This window comes from Neotamlana sedimentorum (assembly GCF_000943565.1).
Taxonomy (GTDB): domain Bacteria; phylum Bacteroidota; class Bacteroidia; order Flavobacteriales; family Flavobacteriaceae; genus Neotamlana; species Neotamlana sedimentorum.
The window spans coordinates 142,631-161,053 of sequence record NZ_JTDW01000001.1 but is presented as its reverse complement, the minus strand read 5'-3'; the positions used below and the strand labels follow the sequence as shown (position 1 = coordinate 161,053).

At 32.4% G+C, this 18,423-nt stretch carries 19 protein-coding genes; 7 read left to right on the top strand and 12 right to left on the bottom strand.

Going from position 1 to position 18,423, the window contains the following annotated elements:
- Positions 1-23: 23 nt before the first annotated feature.
- Both PW52_RS00700 and PW52_RS00695 read right to left on the bottom strand, forming a co-directional pair.
- Positions 24-932, bottom strand: a complete 909-nt coding sequence (locus PW52_RS00700) for a hypothetical protein (protein WP_044631007.1) — start codon at positions 930-932, stop codon at positions 24-26.
- A 35-nt stretch (positions 933-967) separates the two neighbouring features.
- Positions 968-1,678: a DUF547 domain-containing protein gene (locus tag PW52_RS00695; RefSeq protein ID WP_044631006.1), complete on the bottom strand. Its 711-nt coding sequence runs from the start codon at positions 1,676-1,678 to the stop codon at positions 968-970.
- A 190-nt stretch (positions 1,679-1,868) separates the two neighbouring features.
- Here PW52_RS00695 and PW52_RS00690 point away from each other — a divergent pair, with 190 nt between their 5' ends.
- From PW52_RS00690 to PW52_RS00660, 7 genes are all read left to right on the top strand, one after another.
- The gene (locus PW52_RS00690) at positions 1,869-3,173 is read left to right on the top strand and encodes an NAD(P)/FAD-dependent oxidoreductase (protein ID WP_044631005.1); all 1,305 of its coding nucleotides are present in this window, start codon (positions 1,869-1,871) and stop codon (positions 3,171-3,173) included.
- 2 nt (positions 3,174-3,175) lie between these two features.
- A complete protein-coding gene (locus tag PW52_RS00685) occupies positions 3,176-4,765 on the top strand; it encodes a 4Fe-4S binding protein (RefSeq protein ID WP_044631004.1) in 1,590 nt (529 codons plus the stop codon).
- Positions 4,765-5,247, top strand: coding sequence for a toxin-antitoxin system YwqK family antitoxin (locus PW52_RS00680; RefSeq protein WP_044631003.1), 483 nt, complete (start codon positions 4,765-4,767; stop codon positions 5,245-5,247). Before PW52_RS00685 ends, PW52_RS00680 begins: the two co-directional genes overlap by 1 nt.
- Positions 5,237-5,932 carry a glycosyltransferase family 2 protein gene (locus PW52_RS00675; RefSeq protein ID WP_044631002.1) on the top strand — a complete coding sequence of 232 codons (696 nt, stop codon included), beginning with the start codon at positions 5,237-5,239 and terminating at the stop codon, positions 5,930-5,932. The genes PW52_RS00680 and PW52_RS00675 overlap by 11 nt, the downstream gene beginning before the upstream one ends.
- Positions 5,929-7,419, top strand: coding sequence for a cellulose synthase family protein (locus tag PW52_RS00670; protein WP_044631001.1), 1,491 nt, complete (start codon positions 5,929-5,931; stop codon positions 7,417-7,419). The genes PW52_RS00675 and PW52_RS00670 overlap by 4 nt, the downstream gene beginning before the upstream one ends.
- Before the next feature lie 138 nt (positions 7,420-7,557).
- Positions 7,558-8,949, top strand: coding sequence for a mannosyltransferase (locus PW52_RS00665; protein WP_044631000.1), 1,392 nt, complete (start codon positions 7,558-7,560; stop codon positions 8,947-8,949).
- Complete coding sequence (locus tag PW52_RS00660) at positions 8,930-9,751, top strand: alpha/beta hydrolase (protein WP_052823302.1); 822 nt, start codon at positions 8,930-8,932, stop codon at positions 9,749-9,751. Before PW52_RS00665 ends, PW52_RS00660 begins: the two co-directional genes overlap by 20 nt.
- A 42-nt stretch (positions 9,752-9,793) precedes the next feature.
- Here PW52_RS00660 and PW52_RS00655 read toward each other — a convergent pair whose 3' ends face one another.
- From PW52_RS00655 to PW52_RS00610, 10 genes are all read right to left on the bottom strand, one after another.
- The gene (locus PW52_RS00655) at positions 9,794-10,141 is read right to left on the bottom strand and encodes a hypothetical protein (RefSeq protein WP_131453956.1); all 348 of its coding nucleotides are present in this window, start codon (positions 10,139-10,141) and stop codon (positions 9,794-9,796) included.
- A gap of 138 nt (positions 10,142-10,279) precedes the next feature.
- Positions 10,280-11,065: an RMD1 family protein gene (locus PW52_RS00650; protein ID WP_044630998.1), complete on the bottom strand. Its 786-nt coding sequence runs from the start codon at positions 11,063-11,065 to the stop codon at positions 10,280-10,282.
- A 19-nt stretch (positions 11,066-11,084) separates the two neighbouring features.
- Positions 11,085-11,306, bottom strand: coding sequence for a hypothetical protein (locus tag PW52_RS00645; protein ID WP_044630997.1), 222 nt, complete (start codon positions 11,304-11,306; stop codon positions 11,085-11,087).
- Between the two features lie 17 nt (positions 11,307-11,323).
- Positions 11,324-11,635: a hypothetical protein gene (locus tag PW52_RS00640; protein ID WP_044630996.1), complete on the bottom strand. Its 312-nt coding sequence runs from the start codon at positions 11,633-11,635 to the stop codon at positions 11,324-11,326.
- Between the two features lie 30 nt (positions 11,636-11,665).
- Entirely contained in the window at positions 11,666-12,640 is a 975-nt protein-coding gene (locus PW52_RS00635) for a deoxyhypusine synthase family protein (protein ID WP_044630995.1), read from the bottom strand.
- The gene (speB, locus tag PW52_RS00630) at positions 12,630-13,565 is read right to left on the bottom strand and encodes an agmatinase (RefSeq protein ID WP_044630994.1); all 936 of its coding nucleotides are present in this window, start codon (positions 13,563-13,565) and stop codon (positions 12,630-12,632) included. Before speB ends, PW52_RS00635 begins: the two co-directional genes overlap by 11 nt.
- Positions 13,555-14,952 carry an arginine decarboxylase gene (locus PW52_RS00625; protein ID WP_044630993.1) on the bottom strand — a complete coding sequence of 466 codons (1,398 nt, stop codon included), beginning with the start codon at positions 14,950-14,952 and terminating at the stop codon, positions 13,555-13,557. The genes speB and PW52_RS00625 overlap by 11 nt, the downstream gene beginning before the upstream one ends.
- A 523-nt stretch (positions 14,953-15,475) precedes the next feature.
- On the bottom strand, positions 15,476-16,348 hold the full coding sequence (locus PW52_RS00620) for a pseudouridine synthase (protein WP_044630992.1): 873 nt from the start codon (positions 16,346-16,348) through the stop codon (positions 15,476-15,478).
- Positions 16,349-16,529: 181 nt separating this feature from the next.
- Positions 16,530-17,432 (bottom strand): geranylgeranylglycerol-phosphate geranylgeranyltransferase, encoded by a 903-nt coding sequence (locus PW52_RS00615; protein ID WP_044630991.1) that lies wholly within the window; start codon positions 17,430-17,432, stop codon positions 16,530-16,532.
- 57 nt (positions 17,433-17,489) lie between these two features.
- Positions 17,490-18,416: a mevalonate kinase family protein gene (locus tag PW52_RS00610; protein ID WP_044630990.1), complete on the bottom strand. Its 927-nt coding sequence runs from the start codon at positions 18,414-18,416 to the stop codon at positions 17,490-17,492.
- Positions 18,417-18,423 lie beyond the last annotated feature (7 nt).

The window sequence follows — 18,423 nt, the reverse complement described above, 5'->3', positions numbered from 1 at the left end:
TTTATGCACCAATTTAGCAATTATTAAAACAAGGCGCGTAACCCAACACTAAATGTTTGCCCTAAACCTTGAAAGTTATATCCGGCTACAATTTTTCCAAACGATGCCTCTAAATTTAAGGCTTGTGTTAATTGGTATTTCCCACCTAAACCTAATTGCGTGTAACGTTGTGAAAAGTTGTTTCCTAAATCGATTAAAAACGCTTGTTGGGCATTTACAAATACTGTAGATTTTGCCGAAGGAAAATAACTTAAAAAAGCACTTACAGGTAAAAACATGCTGTTATTTGCAAAACGTTCGCCTTGGTTTTCTGTTAGAGCATCTGCTTCAGTTGAACTTTCACCAAAGTTAAATCCAAAATCTGCTTCTGTAAAAATTTGCCATTTGCCGCCACCAAATGTTTTATCGTAAAAGAACTTGGTTTCCCAAAATGTACTTCTTTTATCTAGGTAAACACCTGGTTCGTCTTCAAATACAGCAAAATATAATGAACTTGTAAAAGAGAAATTAGGCACACTTGCAATTGGTTGTACACGTATAGATGGCGCTATAGTTGTTACACCACTTCTGGCATCTACACCATTATTTTCAAAATTAAACACACTAAATGCACCTTGACCATTATAAGTATTGGCACGTACTTGAAAAATAACACCAACGTTTATTCTTGAGTTATTACTAACACCGGTATAAATTTCGGTGGTATTTGTAAAAAAGTTTTGTCTAGCTATTTTACCAGAAGTACTTCCTGCATCGGTTTGCTCTGTTTGCGTGTACAAGCTGTTAAAAAACTTAATATCCCACTGTCCTTTATTTAATAATTTTGATGGTGTATATTCTTGAATTACACTTTTTGAAGTTTCATTTTCCTCTTGAGAAAATCCTAAAAAGGAAATACTTAATGCTAATAATAAGGTTGATAGTTTTTTCATTTTTTATTTATTTTTTCTTTTTCTTATTGCTTTTTTTATTGCTGATTTAATGTCCAGTTATACGGGAAATAACTAATTTTTGAGTTTGCTGGTACAGCCTCTGTTCTGTATTTGTTTATAAAGTCAATTTCGGTGGTGCCATTCATGGTAAAATCTTCTTTATACCATTTCATTATTTCTGAAGCTTGAACACGCTTCTTTTTTACATTTACCATTAAAAACGAACCGTTTATAGCTAATTTAGTTTGTGCTTCTAATTGTGCATTTAGCGTATTTGGTAAATAAGCCTTATTAATTAATGGCGGACAACCTACTGCGCCACAAACTAATACAAAATGAAATCTAGGATCTTTAAACTTTGCTCGAAGTAACTTGTGCTCTATATCATTTAAAGTGATACTTTTTCCTGCTAATTCGTGTGTTTTTTTATCGAAAAACCCATCATTATCTAATGGCGATTTTGTAGGGTAAACATCTATTATACCTTTTATAACCGATAAGTTATAAGCGTTAATCCAAAAGGCTTGATAAGTATTAGCATCTTTTGCATCAATTGATGTGTTTTTTGCAAGTTCTAAAATGCTATTTAATTTAGAAGGATCATTATTAATAGCTTTATAATTCACTTTACCATCCTGAACATAGGTTTGCAAAAAAGCATTTGTCTCTTTAAAAAAACTTTCAACATTTTGAGCATATACTGAAGATGTTATAACAAATACAATAATAAATTTTAAAATTCTCATAATTTCCAGTTTAATTCAGGCATTCTGTCGAAGCTAAAATTGTTGTCTTACAAAAATTTTAAAATAATTTTAAGAACTATAAAAGTATTAAACCTTACACTTGGCGCTTAATTTATAAGGTTTCTAAATTAATGCTAGCTGTTAAGTTATTAACTTTAATAACGACCTAAAATTCATCAAAAACACAAAAATGGAACATATCGCAATTATTGGTAACGGCATTTCGGGCGTTACGCTTGCCAGACATATTAGAAAACTATCCGATAAAAAAATCACGATTATTTCTGCAGAAACCGAATATTTTTTCTCACGCACTGCATTAATGTATGTGTATATGGGCCACATGAAGTTTGAACATACGCAACCTTACGAAAATTGGTTTTGGGAGAAAAATAGAATCAACTTAAAAAAAGGCTATGTAAATGAAATAGACACCGATAACAAGACACTTCATTTTGCCGAAGGCGATTCGCTTACTTACGATAAATTAGTAATAGCAACTGGTAGTAAACCAAATAAGTTCGGTTGGCCAGGGCAAGACCTCAAAGGTGTTTTAGGCATGTACCACAAGCAAGATTTAGAAAACCTAGAAACATATGCACCAAATAACAAAGTTTGTAAACGTGCTGTAATTGTTGGTGGTGGTTTAATTGGTATTGAACTAGCAGAAATGCTAAATAGCCGAAGCATTCCCGTTACCTTTTTAGTTCGCGAAGATAGTTTCTGGAATGGAGTTTTACCTTCTGGTGAAAGTGAAATGATTAATAGACACATAAAAAATCATCATATCGATTTACGCCTTTCTAGTAATTTAAGAGAAATTAAAGCCGATGAAAACGGACAAGTAAAATCTATAATTATTGATGAAACAGGTGAAGAAATTGAATGCAACGTTGTTGGACTAACAGCCGGAGTTACACCTAATATTTCATTTTTAAAAGATTCTAAAATTGAAGTAGGCCGTGGTGTTAAAGTAAACCGTTTTTTAGAAACTAACATAAAAGATGTTTACGCCATAGGCGATTGCGCCGAACAGCATGAAGCCATTGGAAATCGCAGACCTATTGAAGCGGTTTGGTACACCGGCCGAATGATGGGAGAAACTCTAGCACAAACCATTTGCGGAAATAAACTAGAATACAAGCCAGGACATTGGTTTAACTCGGCAAAATTTATGGATATTGAATACCAAACCTATGGTTGGGTGTTTAGCGAACGTAGTAAAAAAGACTTCGAAGCTCATTTCCACTGGAAACACGACGACGACACCAAATGCATTACCGTAGCATACAACAAAAACACAAACGAATTTTTAGGCATAAATACTTTTGGTATTAGAATGCGCCACGAAACTTTTGATAAATGGCTTACCGAAAAACGGGATATTGACTATGTAATGAACCATTTAGCTGAAGCCAATTTCGACCCAGAATTTTACAAACGATTCGAAAAAGACATTTTAAAAGCCTACAATAACCAATTAACAATAGCATAACCATGAGCAATAAATTAAATACAAGCATGTCGTTAGCAAAACCAGATGCATTAAATATAACCACCAACCAAAAAATAGCTTTAGCTTTAGGCTCTATTGGTCTCGTTATTTTAGCACTAGCGCTTTTTAACACGAATTTCCCAAATAAAGGGTTGTTTTTAACGCTAGCGTTAGGACTCATTTCTGTAGGAACTATTTTTTATTCTCGTGAGGCCTATTTAACAAAATTAGAAGGTATTAAAAACGATGGTGTTTGGTTTAAATCAATTTCATCTCGTGGTATTGGTGGCTGGATTTTAGGTGTTGTTTTAACCTCATTTTATATTGTGCTTTACTTCTTTCCTAAATATTTAGGTTTAGGACAAAATGGTGAAGCAAACACTGGTTTAATTTCACTTTTCGATCCGTTAAGTAAATTATTAAGCGGTAGAGATCCGAGCCAATGGTTTGTATATGGGACACTTTACACCATAGCCATTTTAGCATTTGGTTATAAGTTTATTTTAAAATACAGACATAATCGTTACCAACAATTACGAACTATATCTGTTATGTTTTTTCAATTAGGTTTTGCTTTTTTAATACCAGAGTTCATGTACGTAATGAACAACGATTTACCGTATTACGACTTAAAAAGCATCTGGCCACTAAACTATTATATTTTCGATCAATGGTCTGTTAAAGGTTTTATTTCAAACGGCACAATTGGTTTAGCTTTATTACTATTTGGTATTATATCCATTTTTGTAATCACTCCATTTTTAACCTACAAATATGGAAAACGTTGGTATTGTTCATGGGTTTGTGGTTGTGGCGGATTAGCCGAAACTGCTGGTGATTCGTTTAGACAATTATCATCTAAAAAATTATATGCCTGGAAAATAGAGCGATGGCTAATTCATTTAGTGCTGGTATTTTCTGTAGTGATGACTACGGCAATGGTATATTCTTATTTGGGCACCGATAGCTCCAAATATTGGCTTACCAAAGGCGTTTTTATTAGCTTAGTTATTGCCTTTTTAACTCTAGTCTTTGCAGGCGTAATGTATTTTAAAGGTAAAGAATTAGCAAAAGATGCTAAGTATGGCGCCATTAGTTTATTTTCAGTTATTGCCCTATTACTTGTTATGCATTTTACTAGTACTACAGATCATTTGTTTTTTGTTAAAGGCAGCGCTTTAAGATCGGCATACGGTATTTACATTGGTTCTATATTCTCTGGAGTTATTGGCACAGGTTTTTATCCAATATTAGGTAATCGTTCTTGGTGTCGTTTTGGCTGCCCAATGGCTGCAATACTTGGTTTTCAACAACGCTTATTTTCAAAATTTAGAATTACAACTAATGGCGGACAATGTATTTCTTGCGGTAACTGCTCCAATAGTTGCGAAATGGGAATTGATGTTAGACATTATGCCCAAAAAGGCGAGAATATTGTACGCTCAAGTTGTGTTGGTTGTGGTATTTGTAGCGCAGTTTGCCCAAGAGGTGTTTTAAAATTAGAAAACGATAGTTTGAAAGGTCGTATTAATTCTAACGACATTTTATTAGGCAATGATGTCGATTTAATGAATTTTGTTAATCAAAAGTAATGCGTTTTTTATTTTTTATAAGTCTTATTTGTAATATTGCAATCGCGCAAAAACAATATCAAAAAACATATTTTGATAATGGTAATTTAAAATCCGCTGGATGGGTAGATAGTTCTAACAACAAAATAGACTATTGGAAAACCTTCTATAAAAATGGAAATTTAAAAGAAGCCGGACATTATAAAAATAACAAGCGTACAAAGTTTTGGGTGTTTTATAACGATGCGGGTACAAAAACCAGCGAAGGCCATTACAATAACAACCAAAAAATAAATTGGTGGGTCTTTTATGATAAAAATGGAAACATGAATCATAAATGCCAACTTAAAAACAACAAAAAAAATGGCTATTGCCTCATGTATAAAAATAAAAAACTAGTATCGGCAGCTAAATATTCTTTAGGAAAAAAAATAAAAGAATGGACAGATTTTAGTTCGTTTACAAAGGAAAATAGCTTAAGAGATCTCAATAATGGAAACTAATATTTCAGTAATTATACCTGCTTATAATGAAGCAGATTCCATTTCCTATGTAATTAAAGACATTCCAGATTATGTAAACGAAATTATTGTGGTTAGCAATAATTCTACAGATGCTACCGAGGCAAATGCACGAAAGGCAGGCGCTACAGTTTTAACCGAAAAAAACAAAGGTTATGGCTATGCTTGCCTAAAAGGTTTGCATTATATCGCAAATAAATTCGAAAAACCAGATATTATTGTATTTTTAGATGGTGATTATAGCGATTACCCAGAAGAATTAACTAAAATAGTAGAACCAATAACCAACCAAAATATAGACTTAGTAATAGGTGCCCGGGTTAAAGAACTTCGGGAACAAGGCGCTATGACTTTACCTCAAATTTTCGGCAACTGGCTAGCAACCAACCTTATGTCATTATTTTTTAACGCAAAATATACTGACTTAGGCCCATTTCGAGCTATAAAATACAATAAACTTATAGCTTTAAACATGGAGGACAAAACCTATGGTTGGACCGTAGAAATGCAACTTAAAGCATTAAAGCAAAATTTGTCATACACCGAAATTCCAGTAAATTATCGTAATAGAATAGGCGTCTCTAAAGTTTCAGGAACCATAAAAGGTGCTATATTTGCAGGCATAAAAATACTTGGTTGGATTTTTAAATACAGTATTAAAAAATGATTCTAGAATCTATTATTATTCTAATTTACTCTATCTCGCTATTGCTTATTTTCATGTACGCATTGGCACAATTAAATTTATTATTTAATTATTTACGAGCTAAAAAAGCTAAAGATAATTGTGAAAAATTTAACTTTTCTAACCCAAACGAAATTCCACTAGTAACCATACAACTTCCCGTTTATAACGAAATGTATGTTATGGAACGCCTGTTAGATAACATTGCGGAAATTGACTATCCAAAAGATAAACTAGAAATTCAAGTACTAGACGACTCTACAGACGAAACCATAGTTACAACAAAAGCTCATATAGAAAAATTACAAGCTTCTGGTTTAGATATAAAACACATTACCAGAACCGACAGGAAAGGTTTTAAAGCTGGTGCTCTTAAAGAAGGTTTAGAAACTGCAAAAGGTGAATTTATTGCCATTTTCGATTCAGATTTTTTACCAAATACAGATTGGTTGCAACGTACAATGCCATATTTTAAAAATGAAGAAATTGGTGTTGTGCAAACGCGTTGGGGGCATATAAATCGTAATTACTCACTGCTTACAAAAATTCAAGCTTTCGCTTTAGATGCACATTTTACTCTAGAGCAAGTTGGGCGAAACAGTAAAGGGCATTTTATAAACTTTAATGGCACTGCGGGTGTATGGCGTAAACAATGTATTCTAGATGCTGGTAATTGGGAAGGAGACACATTAACCGAAGATTTAGATTTAAGCTACCGTGCTCAACTTAAAAACTGGAAATTTAAATATTTAGAAGATGTAGAAACTCCTGCAGAATTACCTGTGGTAATAAGTGCCGCACGGTCACAACAGTTCCGTTGGAACAAAGGTGGCGCTGAAAACTTCAGAAAAATGCTTGGTCGGGTAATAAAATCTCCAGATATTTCTACAAAAACTAAAGTGCATGGTTTATTACACCTATTAAACAGTACCATGTTTTTAAATGTACTTATTGTTGGTGTTTTAAGTATACCAATGTTGTACATAAAAAACGAATACGCACATTTAAAACCATACTTTTACATCATGAGCTTTTTTGTGTTAAGCACCGTAATATTTTTTGTTTGCTATTGGCATATGTACAAAAATATTTATGGCGCTGGGTTTAAAAATTTCTTTAAATACGTTGGCATGTTTTTCGTATTTTTCTCAATTGCCATGGGCTTTTCATTACACAATTCTATTGCCGTTTTAGAAGGTCATTTTGGCAAAAAAAGTGAATTCGTTCGTACGCCAAAATTCAATTTAACTAAATTTAAAGACAACTGGAAAACTAACAAATATATGAAAAAAAACCTCTCTGTTCACGTTATTTTCGAAGGTTTACTTATGCTCTATTTCGGGTTTGGCATGTATAGCGCCTTTATAGTAGGCAATCAAGGTGGCGATTTTGGTTTATTTCCGTTTCACTTAATGCTATTTGTAGGTTTTGGCTATGTATTTTTTAAATCATTAGCCTCAAAAGTATAAATCTAGGTGTAACACTTTTGGGCGTTACCCCGAAGCTTCGAGGTCGCGCTTTACACTAATAGTTTTGGCTCTCGATGCACGCCTCGCCAAAAGCTAACCGTTGCAATCGCTAACGCAGCTAACAACAAAAATTAAAGTATGTTACTAAACAAAAACTTTATAACAACTTATAAAATTCCGTTATTGTTAGTACTTGCTTCCATGTTATTTTATTGGTCGTTTGCATACAATTTAGTCCGCACCGATTATATAAAACTAGTAACACTATACTCGGCATTATTTTACCTATTTTATAAAATAGTAAACATTTTTAAACACAACACTAAAGCATTAACCGTTTTCGCTTTTAGTTTTCGTGCGTTGTTTATACTCGCCATTCCAAACTTATCACAAGATTTTTACCGTTTTATTTGGGACGGCCGTATGCTTTTTCAAGGTTATAACCCATACCTAAATACCGTAGAATATTTTATACAAAACAACCAATTTCCAGTAGCTCAAGCTCAAGAACTCCGTGAAGGCATGGGCGGCTTAAATGCTAGCCATTTTACAAACTATCCACCAATAAACCAATTATGCTTTGTAATTGCGGCATTATTTGCTAATAAAAGCATTTTAGGTTCAGTTGTAGTTTTGCGTATTTTAATAATTATTGCAGATTTTGGCACCTTACATTTTGGCAAAAAACTATTAGCAAAACTAAATCTTCCAGAGTATAACATATTCTGGTTTATTTTAAATCCGTTTATAATAATAGAACTCACAGGAAACTTGCATTTTGAAGGTGTTATGATATGCTTCTTAGTTTGGAGTTTATACCTGCTTTATTCAAAAAAATGGATTTTAGCAGCCATAATATTTGCATGCTCGATAGCAACCAAACTCATCCCTTTGTTATTTTTACCTTTGTTTTTTCAGTGGTTTGTAAACAATAAATCATCTAATAAATCATTAATTTTAAAACTATTAAAATTAACCGCTTTTTACAGCATTGTATTAGCTACAACAGTTTTGCTTTTCGTTCCTTTTTATTCTTCAGAATTTATAAATAATTACAGTAAAACAGTAGCGCTATGGTTTAGTAATTTCGAGTTTAATGCCAGTTTGTATTACGTAGCGCGAGAAATAGGTTATGCATTTCGAGGTTACAACGAAATTGCCATAATAGGAAAAGTAAGTTCGCTGCTAGTAGTAATCTTTGTTTTAATCATTACTTTTTTCAGAAAAAACAAAACATTTGTACAACTAATTAGCGCCATGTTAATAGCTTTATCATTCTATTATTTTACAGCGACAACAGTGCATCCTTGGTATTTGGCTATGCTATTAATTTTATCGGTTTTTACTAAATATAAATTTCCATTGGTTTGGAGTTTTGTTATTATTTTAAGCTATTTGGCTTATTTAAATTTAAACTCCATGGTTAAATCTGAAAATTTATGGGTTATAGCTTTAGAATATATTATCGTTTTTAGCGTATTTTTATTCGAAATTTTTAAAAAGAAACCCATTGAGCATCAACTTCTATAAAATTTTCAGATTTTTAAAACGCTTCATTATAACCCTTGTTGTACTTTATGTAGCTTCTTTAATATTTCTATATCTTAAACAAGAACGCTTTTTCTTCAACCCTAAAGTTTTAGATAAAAATTATAAATATAGCTTTAAAGAACCCTTTGAAGAATTAAATATTCCGGTTGATGCTAATATAAATTTAAACGCCGTAAAATTTAAAGCCAATAATTCTAAAGGCATTCTTTTATACTTTCACGGTAATGCTGGCGCCATACACGAATGGGGAACACGTGCACATTTGTATCTAGAAAACAATTACGATGTGCTTTTTGTTGACTATCGTGGTTACGGAAAAAGCGACGGCGCGTACACCAATAGCAACGAACTTTTAAGCGATGTACAACAGGTATACAATTTTGTAAAAAAAGACTATAAAGAAACTGAAATTATTGTTTTTGGTTTTTCGCTTGGTTCGGGTTTAGCAAGTTATGTTGCTTCTAAAAACAAGCCCAAACAACTTATTTTAGGTGCTCCTTATTATTCTTGGCAGACTTTAATTGCAGACGAAATTGCACCACCTGTACCAAAATGGATTATGAAATACGATATTAAATCTTACGAATACCTTAAAACCGTATCTTGCCCAATAACTATTTTTTGTGGTACACGCGATTTTTTGGTTAATCCTAAAACTAATGCCAAAAAATTACAAACTATAAAACCAGAGCAAACCACTTTGTATTATATTACAGATGCTGGCCACAATGGTATACATATTACCAAACAGTATCACGATTTATTAAAAACCGTTTTATAAAAAAGCTGCCTTAATTTAAATTAAGGCAGCTTTTAGATTTTATTACAATTTTTGCAATTTTTTTATGGTATTAATCTCTTCTTCATAATCGTAACCATCTTCATCTTTAGTTACAACCATTTTAGATGTGTAAGTAATTTTAAACTTGGTTCCTATTAATTTATCTGAGTTTAAATCGAAGCTTTTTGCAACTTCATCACTTATTTTGTGGAATGTTACGGTATACTCCAAATCGTCGCTTGTTGCAACAAAATTGTACCCATAATCTTCTTTACCATCAAAAATTGCAGTAATAACAATAGTATCTTCTTGAACTTTTAAAGAGGTAAACCCTGTTAAAATAAAGCTGAATATAGCTATTAAACCTAAAATTGAATATTTTGCTTTCATAATAATATTTAAAATTTGATTTTTTTTGTGACACGTTTTTAACCGGAAAAAATCTACCAAAGTTTCGGCTTAACTTAATACAACTTTACCCTTAAAGCTGCTGGTATTTTAAGTTATTATAATGTACTATCTGTGTCGTTAAATAATATTTGAAAGTTTTGCTATAAATAAATCGATAACCTCAATAACAATTAAAATAATAATAATCCATTCTAAGCGGCTGCTTTCGTTATGGTCCATTATATCTTTAAAAAGCTCTAGGTTTTCTTTTATAATTTCAATACGATCGTGAATTACACGATATCTATCTTTTAAATCGAAGGCTTGTTTTAATTCTTGATTTAATCTGTTAAGTTCTTCTTTTTCCCAAGTAATTTCGGGCGAATCGAAAATGTATAAATTTTCAGAAATCTTGTTTTTAATATTTAAAACCTTACCTATAAAACGCTTTAACTTGTTACCAGAAATATCAAGCTTACCGTTAGCTTCTAAATATGAGGTATGTTTATTAGTTTCGGTTAATAACTCTTCGGTAATTTCGGTATAACGGTTTAAAGCCACAGATTGCGACGCGTTTAACATAACTAAACGAATCATTTCCTCATCTAAATTGGGTAAAATAACATTATCGAACTCGACTTTTAAGATGTTAGGTTTAATAACAACTTCTACCGAATCTGATAATTTTTCTGAAAAATAGTTTGTGCATTGCGGTTTAAGTTTTTGCAATGCATGGTTTATTTCAGTACTAGTCATGTTAAAAAAACTAACCATGCCATACTGAAATATGTAAATAAATTTATTTGGTGAACTGGTATAATACAGTTCGTCGCTATCTTGAAACAACAGCTGCCACGGCAACTGTTGTTTGCTAGATTTTATATTGATAGCACTAGCTACTTGGTAAGCAACTACGGTGTACATTTATTTTTTTAAATACCTTTTATAGTGGTTTTAGGCTTTGTACAATATAAATAACATCATCACCATCATCTTCTTCAATAAATGTTATTTTAAAGTCTTTGTCTATTAAACTTTCATCATTTTTTAAATCGAATTGCTTTAAAACCCTAGGGTGTACATCTTCAAAAGCTAATTCTTCTCCATTTTCAAACCAAAAATTGTAATAACCGTTTTCGTAAGATTTAAAAACAGCTGTTCTCATAATATATTTATTTGTGATTAATCGTCTGTATCTTCCGTATCTGGAGGCTGTACTGCTTCTGGATCGTCACTTTCGAAATCGTCATAATCATCTTCATCATAATTTTCCATAGTAACCGCAAGTTTAGAACTTACTTTAACCAGATATTTAGTATCTGCAGTTGTAACCTCTACGGCTTCAATAATTTCGTTATGTTGGTTTCTAAACGAAATGACATGATCATCATCATAACCATCGGGATATTTTTCAACAAGTAATGCTAAAATTTCTGGTGTTAGTTTCTTAAAATCAACTATCACTCGTTTTAAGTTATCGTTTCTATTTTTCATGTTTTTAAAATTTAGATAGATTGATCTGATTTACAGACCTAAAAGATAAGCAAAAATTAAAGGCGCAACAATAGTTGCATCACTTTCTACAATAAATTTTGGCGTATCAATATCTAATTTACCCCAAGTTATTTTTTCGTTTGGTACAGCTCCCGAATACGAACCATAACTAGTTGTTGAATCGCTTATTTGGCAAAAATAACTCCAGAATGGTGTATCGGTACGTTCCATATCTTGGTATAACATTGGTACTACACATATAGGAAAATCGCCTGCAATACCGCCACCTATTTGAAAGAAACCAATACCATTTGTTGAATTATCGGTATACCAATCTGCTAAAAAAGTCATATACTCAATACCCGATTTCATGGTACTTGCTTTAAGCTCGCCCTTTAAAACGTAGCTTGCAAAAATATTCCCCATGGTGCTGTCTTCCCAACCTGGGCAAACAATTGGCAAGTTTTTTTCGGCTGCTACGTACATCCACGAATCTTTTAAATCTATTTCGTAATACTGCTCTAACACACCAGAAAGTAACATTTTGTACATGTACTCGTGTGGTAAATAACGCTCACCTTTATCATCAGCATCTTTCCAAATTTTAAAAATATGCTCTTGTAAACGACGAAAAGCCTCTTCTTCTGGAATACAAGTATCGGTAACACGGTTTAATCCTTTTTCAAGTAAATCCCATTCTTCCTGTGGTGTTAAATCGCGATAGTTTGGCACACGTTTATAATGCGAATGCGCCACTAAATTCATGATATCTTCTTCTAAATTTGCACCTGTACATGATATGATTTGAACTTTATCTTGACGAATCATTTCTGCGAAACTTTTACCTAGTTCTGCTGTACTCATAGCACCTGCAAGCGATACTAACATTTTAGCTCCATTTTCTAATTGAGCTTCGTAACCTTTTGCTGCATCAACCAAAGCTGCTGCATTGAAATGCAAATAGTGGTTTTCTATAAATTGAGAAATTGGACCTTTAGTACGCATCGTTATCTTTAAATTTAGTGGTTTTATTTACTGTTTTGTTATTGTTTGCATTATCGAAATCGTCATCAAAATCATCGTTTTGAAACTTATAGCTAAGCATTTTGTAATATAGTTTTGCTGCAAGAAAATCTGAAGATTTTTCATTTTTATTAGGGCAAAGTTCAACAATATCGAACCCTACTACATTTTTTTCTTCGAATACTTGCTTTAAAAAATCTAAAGTTTCGTACCATAATAAACCGCCAGGTTCTGGAGTTCCTGTACTTGGTAGTATTGACGGATCGAAAGCATCAAGATCTATAGTTATAAACACATTATCTGTCATTTGGTCTATTGCCGAATCCATCCAAGAATCATCAATAGCCATATCGTGTGCAAAATAGGTTTTGTCTTCGTTTAAAACGGTAGTTTCAATAACATCCATTGAGCGAATACCCACCTGAATTAAATTGGTAGTTTGACTAGCCTCGTAAACCGCACAAGCATGGTTACAGATTGAACCTTCGTAACTTTCGCGTAAATCGGCATGAGCATCTAACTGTAAAACGGTTAGGTTATTATACATTTCGTTAAACGCACGAATTGTACCAATAGAAATAGAATGCTCGCCACCAAAAAGGGTTACAAATTTATTTTTTTTAATGTATTTTTTAGTCGCTTCATGCACAGCTTCAACCATAGCTTCTGGTGAGCTATTTTCGGTAACTGCAGGCGCTAAAAATACACCTTGTTTATAAACTTCGGTTCTGGTTTCAATATCAAAAAGTTCCATATTTTCAGAAGCATCTAAAAATGCCTCTGGACCTTTATCTGCTCCTTTTTGCCATGTACTTGTACCATCGTAAGGCACCGGAATTAAAACAATTTTCGCTTGCTCTAATTTTGCGTATTCTTCTGAAATACCTGCATAGGTTCTATTTTGCATAACCTAATATTTTAAGTAAGTCTTCACTTTTTTGTTGTTCGCTGAATAATGTTGTTTGTAAGTTGCCTGCTTCATCTCTATCTATTAACAGATGTTTAGGCGATGGTATTAGGCAGTGTTGTAAACCACCAAAACCACCAATAGTTTCTTGGTATGCACCAGTGTTAAAAAAACCAATATATAACGGTTTGTCTTTATTATATTTTGGCAAATAAATAGCATTCATGTGCTGTTCACTGTTGTAATAATCGTCGCTATCGCAAGTTAAACCACCTAATAAAACACGCTCGTAGCTATCTTGCCAACGGTTTACTGGTAACATAACAAAACGTTTATTTATAGCCCAGGTATCTGGCAATGTTGTAATGAAAGATGAGTTTATCATGTTCCATTTTTCACGATCGTTTTGTTGCTTTTGGTACAATACTTCGTAAATAGCACCACCGCTTTCGCCTACTGTAAAACTACCAAACTCGGTAAAAATGTTTGGCACATCTACGCCTTCTTCATCGCAAACTAGCTTAATTTGGTTTACAATTTCATCGACCATATATTCGTAATCGAACTCGAAAGCTAAAGAGTTTTTTATAGGAAAACCACCGCCAATATTTAAACTATCTAAACTTGGGCAAATCTTTTTTAAGCTGGTATAAACCTTTAAACATTTTGTAAGTTCGTTCCAGTAATACGCGTTATCGCGAATGCCTGTGTTTATAAAAAAGTGTAGCATTTTAAGCTCAACCTTTTTATTATCCTTTATTTGTTCTTTGTAAAAAGGTACAATGTTTTTGTAGCCAATTCCTAATCGTGAAGTATAAAACTCGAACTTAGGTTCTTCTTCCGAAGCAATACGAATACCTACCTTGAAGGTATCGTTAATTTCTTCAGATAATAAGTCTATTTCTTCATAATTATCAATAATAGGAATGGCATTTTTGTGTCCATTATTTATTAATCTAGCAATATTAGTTACGTATTGTGCACGTTTAAAACCATTGCTAATTACAAAGGTATCGTCTGTAATTTTGCCTTCAGCCTTTAACGATTCTACAATATCAATATCGAAAGCCGACGAGGTTTCAATGTGTATATCGTTTTTTAAGGCTTCGTTTAAAACGTGTTTAAAATGCGAACTTTTTGTACAATAGCAATAGTTGTATTTGCCAGCGTAATTATTGTTTTCAATAGCCTTAGCAAACCAGTTTTTAGCACGTTGTATATTGTTCGATATTTGTGGCAAATAGGTAAATTTTAAAGGCGCACCATATTGCTCGACAAGTTCCATAAGGTTAATACCGTGAAACTCCAATGTTTTATTTTTTAAAGCGAATTCCTCTTGAGGAAAATCAAAAGTTTGATTGATTAAATCAATATATTTAGTATTCATTTATTCTATTAAAATGTTAAAATTGAGAATTGTAGTTTAACTACATGTTAAGCCAATAAGAACAAAATAATATCAAATACGAAACTGACTCTGTGTGGTTGGCACAAAGGCATACTCATGCTGTACAGCATAAATTGGAGAAACGGAAGTTAGCTTTAAAATTCGGTTGCTTAATCTGTAAGCTGCTTTTGAATATGACTTCCTAATTTTCAAAAGCCCGAACATAGAAACAGGTTTCAAAGTGTTCAGCTAATAAGTGCGGCAAATGTAATTTATTTTTTAATACAGCAAATATTTTTTTAAAAAAAATGAAAAAAATTTTAAACACGTATGTTATTGGGCGTTACCACAAGGGTCGGGCTATACGCGACAAGTCCTCGCAACCCAATTACCATGGGGTTACTGTGGGCTTTCTGCTACTATCCCTAACGCAGTTAAAAACAAAATTCGAGCTATTCAACAAAAAAACCTGCAAAGTTTTACAACTCTACAGGCTTATATAAATTCTATTAAAAAACATTTACTAAAGCATCTTTAAATTATTAAGCTCTTGAGTAGTTAAATGCTTCCAATGCCCTCGCGGAATATCCTTTTTAGTTAAATGTGCTATAGCTACACAATCTATACTTACTATATCGTAACTAAAATGCTCGAAAATGGTTCGGATAATAGTATTTCCTGTATTTTTTATTTTTAAACCAATTTCCTTTTTACTTGATCCATCGATGTAGCTAATCTCTTCTACTTCAATAAGCGAACCATCGATTTTAAAACCAGTTTGAATCTTTTTAAAATCTTCGTGTTTTAAATTTTTATCTAACTCAATATGAAACAGCCTAGGCACACCATTTTTAGAATTGGTAAACTTTTTTACCACGGCCTCATCGTTAGTAAACAATATTAAGCCTTTAGAATTTCTGCCTAAACGACCAATTGGCCTAATATTAGCATTTGTAGCATTGGCAACTAAATCCATTACTGTTCTGCCTTTACCTTCGCTATTTGTAGTTGCGAAACCTTTTGGTTTGTTTAATAACACATAAGCTTTTTGTTCTGGGTTTACACGAGAACCATCGTAACGCACCTCGTCTCCTGGTTTTACTTTGTAACCCATTTCGGTTACAACTTTACCATTTACACTTACTAAGCCTGTGGCTATATGCACATCGGCCTCTCTACGAGAACAAATACCAGAATTGGCAATATATTTATTTAACCTAACTTCGTCTGGGTTAGATTTTTTTGGTGCTTTTGGTTTTGTGCTATTCGAGGGCTTAGTAAAACCACCTTGATTTTTAATTGGTGAATTACCGCGTGAATAACTAGTTCGTTTATTAGAACTGCTTCCACCTCTTGATGTATTTTTATTACTGCCTCTGCCTTGGTTCCTGCTCATAGTATTTTAATTTTTGTGCAAAGATATACTTTAAAATTAACGATTTAGACTTTTTAATTTACGATTTTTTTCGCGTTAGCGATTGAGCAATTGTTGGAGCTCGTGCAAAATGTATTTTGCACAGCGACTTGCGAAAGCGCGGTTTACAACTTCATAAAAGTTGTAAAAACGCCCAAAACCATTAAATTCTGTTTAAAATAACACTTACGTCTATTAATAATATACTAAAAACTCCTGTTAACAATATAATTTTTAAAATATTATGAAGTATTAAATAATGCAACTTATCTTTTGAGTACCAAAGTATTACAACAAAAATAACTAGTAAAAAAATACTGACATAAAAGTAAAAATCCATATACCCAATTTTATATTTATAAAGCAGCAAATAAGTTGGAACTAAAGTTAAACCAGATAGCAGAGTAAGCATTATTTTTGATGCTTTTTCACCGTAAACAATGGGTATGGTGTGGTAATCTTGAAGTAAATCGCCTTTTATATTTTCTAAATCTTTTGTGAGTTCCCGCATAGATATTATTAAAAACAAAAATGTTGCATGTACAAAAATTACTGTTTCGTAATTTTTATAATACATAAATATGGCAAAAAATGGCAAAATAGTTAGTATTGCAGACACTAGATTACCAACTATTGGTAATTTTTTTAATTTATGCGAATACAACCAAATGGCAAATATGTAACATGCAAAAAAGAGTACAGCATTAAATGCCACATAACTTGCAAAAACAACAGCTAAAAAATTAAGTACAAAGTAAAATGACAACTTTGTATTTTGACTTACCAATTTATCTAGTTTCGATTTTATTGGCTTGTTAATTAAATCTTTCTCGGAGTCGTAAAAGTTATTTATAATGTAACCTCCAGCTATAGTTGCTGCCGAGGCTAACACAAGTAAAAACAAATTAATATCTAGCAAAACTTGGCGAACTGGTAAATCGTGAGCTAAAATGTAATTTGCTGTTAAGTATTGTGCTATTACAATAACCAAAATATTGTAACCGCGCACTACAGAAAACATACTAAAAAACTTAAGTAGAATATGTTTCTGTCTTCTATTTAGCATAAAGAAGTTAAAAATGTTTTGACCCTTCGACTACGCTCAGGGTGACAGAAAATTTAATTAAAAATTATAAACGACTTCTAGTTTATAATTTGATAAAGATTGTTTTGCTTTTTCTATATCTTCGGTAAACCCTAATATATAGCCACCACCGCCAGAACCACAAAGTTTTAAGTAATACTCGTTGGTATCTAAACCTTTTTTCCAAAGCTCATGAAATTGCTTAGGAATCATTGGTTTAAAATGGTTTAACACCACTTTTGATAGCTGTTTAGTATTGCTGAATAACGATTTTATGTTTCCGCTTAAAAAATCTTCAACACAAGCATCGGTATGTTTTATAAATTTATCTTTAAGCATATTACGGAAACCTTCTTGCTTCATATTTTCCATAAAAATACTAACCATTGGCGCTGTTTCGCCAACGATACCACTATCTATTAAAAACACAGCACCTTTACCATTTTGTTGTGCAGGAATACCGGTTGCTTCAATATTATCTTTAGAATTTATAAGAATAGGAATGCTTAAATAACTATTTAAAGGATCGAGACCAGACGATTTTCCGTGAAAAAACGATTCCATTTCAGAGAAAATCGCTTTTAATTCTAATAATTTTTCTCTGGTTAAATTTTCAAGAACTGTTATTTTATTTTTAGCGTATTTATCGTAAATCGCAGCTACTAGCGCTCCGCTACTACCAACACCATACCCTTGAGGAATTGAAGAATCGAAATACATGCCATCTGCAACATCAGATTTTAGTGTTTCAATATCAAAAACAACTAATTCTGGATTTATTGCTGCTAAATAATCTACGTATTTTTTTAAGCTTTCGTTCGATTTTATTGCCGTTTCACTTGGGTTTTCGCTCTTTTTTAAAGCACCATTATAAAAATTATATGGTATAGATAAACCTTTGGAATCTTTAATAATTCCGTATTCACCAAAAAGTAAAATTTTAGAATAAAATAATGGTCCTTTCATGATTTGA

Bases quoted from the DNA above. Each gene is read 5' to 3' on its own strand.
- PW52_RS00655 (WP_131453956.1), bottom strand. From the start codon at position 10,141: ATGAAAGCAAAATATTCAATTTTAGGTTTAATAGCTATATTCAGCTTT.
- PW52_RS00680 (WP_044631003.1), top strand. From the start codon at position 4,765: ATGCGTTTTTTATTTTTTATAAGTCTTATTTGTAATATTGCAATCGCG.
- PW52_RS00635 (WP_044630995.1), bottom strand. From the start codon at position 12,640: ATGCGTACTAAAGGTCCAATTTCTCAATTTATAGAAAACCACTATTTG.
- PW52_RS00695 (WP_044631006.1), bottom strand. From the start codon at position 1,678: ATGAGAATTTTAAAATTTATTATTGTATTTGTTATAACATCTTCAGTA.
- PW52_RS00620 (WP_044630992.1), bottom strand. From the start codon at position 16,348: ATGAGCAGGAACCAAGGCAGAGGCAGTAATAAAAATACATCAAGAGGT.
- PW52_RS00645 (WP_044630997.1), bottom strand. From the start codon at position 11,306: ATGAGAACAGCTGTTTTTAAATCTTACGAAAACGGTTATTACAATTTT.
- speB (WP_044630994.1), bottom strand. From the start codon at position 13,565: ATGCAAAATAGAACCTATGCAGGTATTTCAGAAGAATACGCAAAATTA.
- PW52_RS00610 (WP_044630990.1), bottom strand. From the start codon at position 18,416: ATGAAAGGACCATTATTTTATTCTAAAATTTTACTTTTTGGTGAATAC.
- PW52_RS00665 (WP_044631000.1), top strand. From the start codon at position 7,558: ATGTTACTAAACAAAAACTTTATAACAACTTATAAAATTCCGTTATTG.
- PW52_RS00685 (WP_044631004.1), top strand. From the start codon at position 3,176: ATGAGCAATAAATTAAATACAAGCATGTCGTTAGCAAAACCAGATGCA.
- PW52_RS00650 (WP_044630998.1), bottom strand. From the start codon at position 11,065: ATGTACACCGTAGTTGCTTACCAAGTAGCTAGTGCTATCAATATAAAA.
- PW52_RS00670 (WP_044631001.1), top strand. From the start codon at position 5,929: ATGATTCTAGAATCTATTATTATTCTAATTTACTCTATCTCGCTATTG.
- PW52_RS00690 (WP_044631005.1), top strand. From the start codon at position 1,869: ATGGAACATATCGCAATTATTGGTAACGGCATTTCGGGCGTTACGCTT.
- PW52_RS00700 (WP_044631007.1), bottom strand. From the start codon at position 932: ATGAAAAAACTATCAACCTTATTATTAGCATTAAGTATTTCCTTTTTA.
- PW52_RS00675 (WP_044631002.1), top strand. From the start codon at position 5,237: ATGGAAACTAATATTTCAGTAATTATACCTGCTTATAATGAAGCAGAT.
- PW52_RS00625 (WP_044630993.1), bottom strand. From the start codon at position 14,952: ATGAATACTAAATATATTGATTTAATCAATCAAACTTTTGATTTTCCT.
- PW52_RS00640 (WP_044630996.1), bottom strand. From the start codon at position 11,635: ATGAAAAATAGAAACGATAACTTAAAACGAGTGATAGTTGATTTTAAG.
- PW52_RS00615 (WP_044630991.1), bottom strand. From the start codon at position 17,432: ATGCTAAATAGAAGACAGAAACATATTCTACTTAAGTTTTTTAGTATG.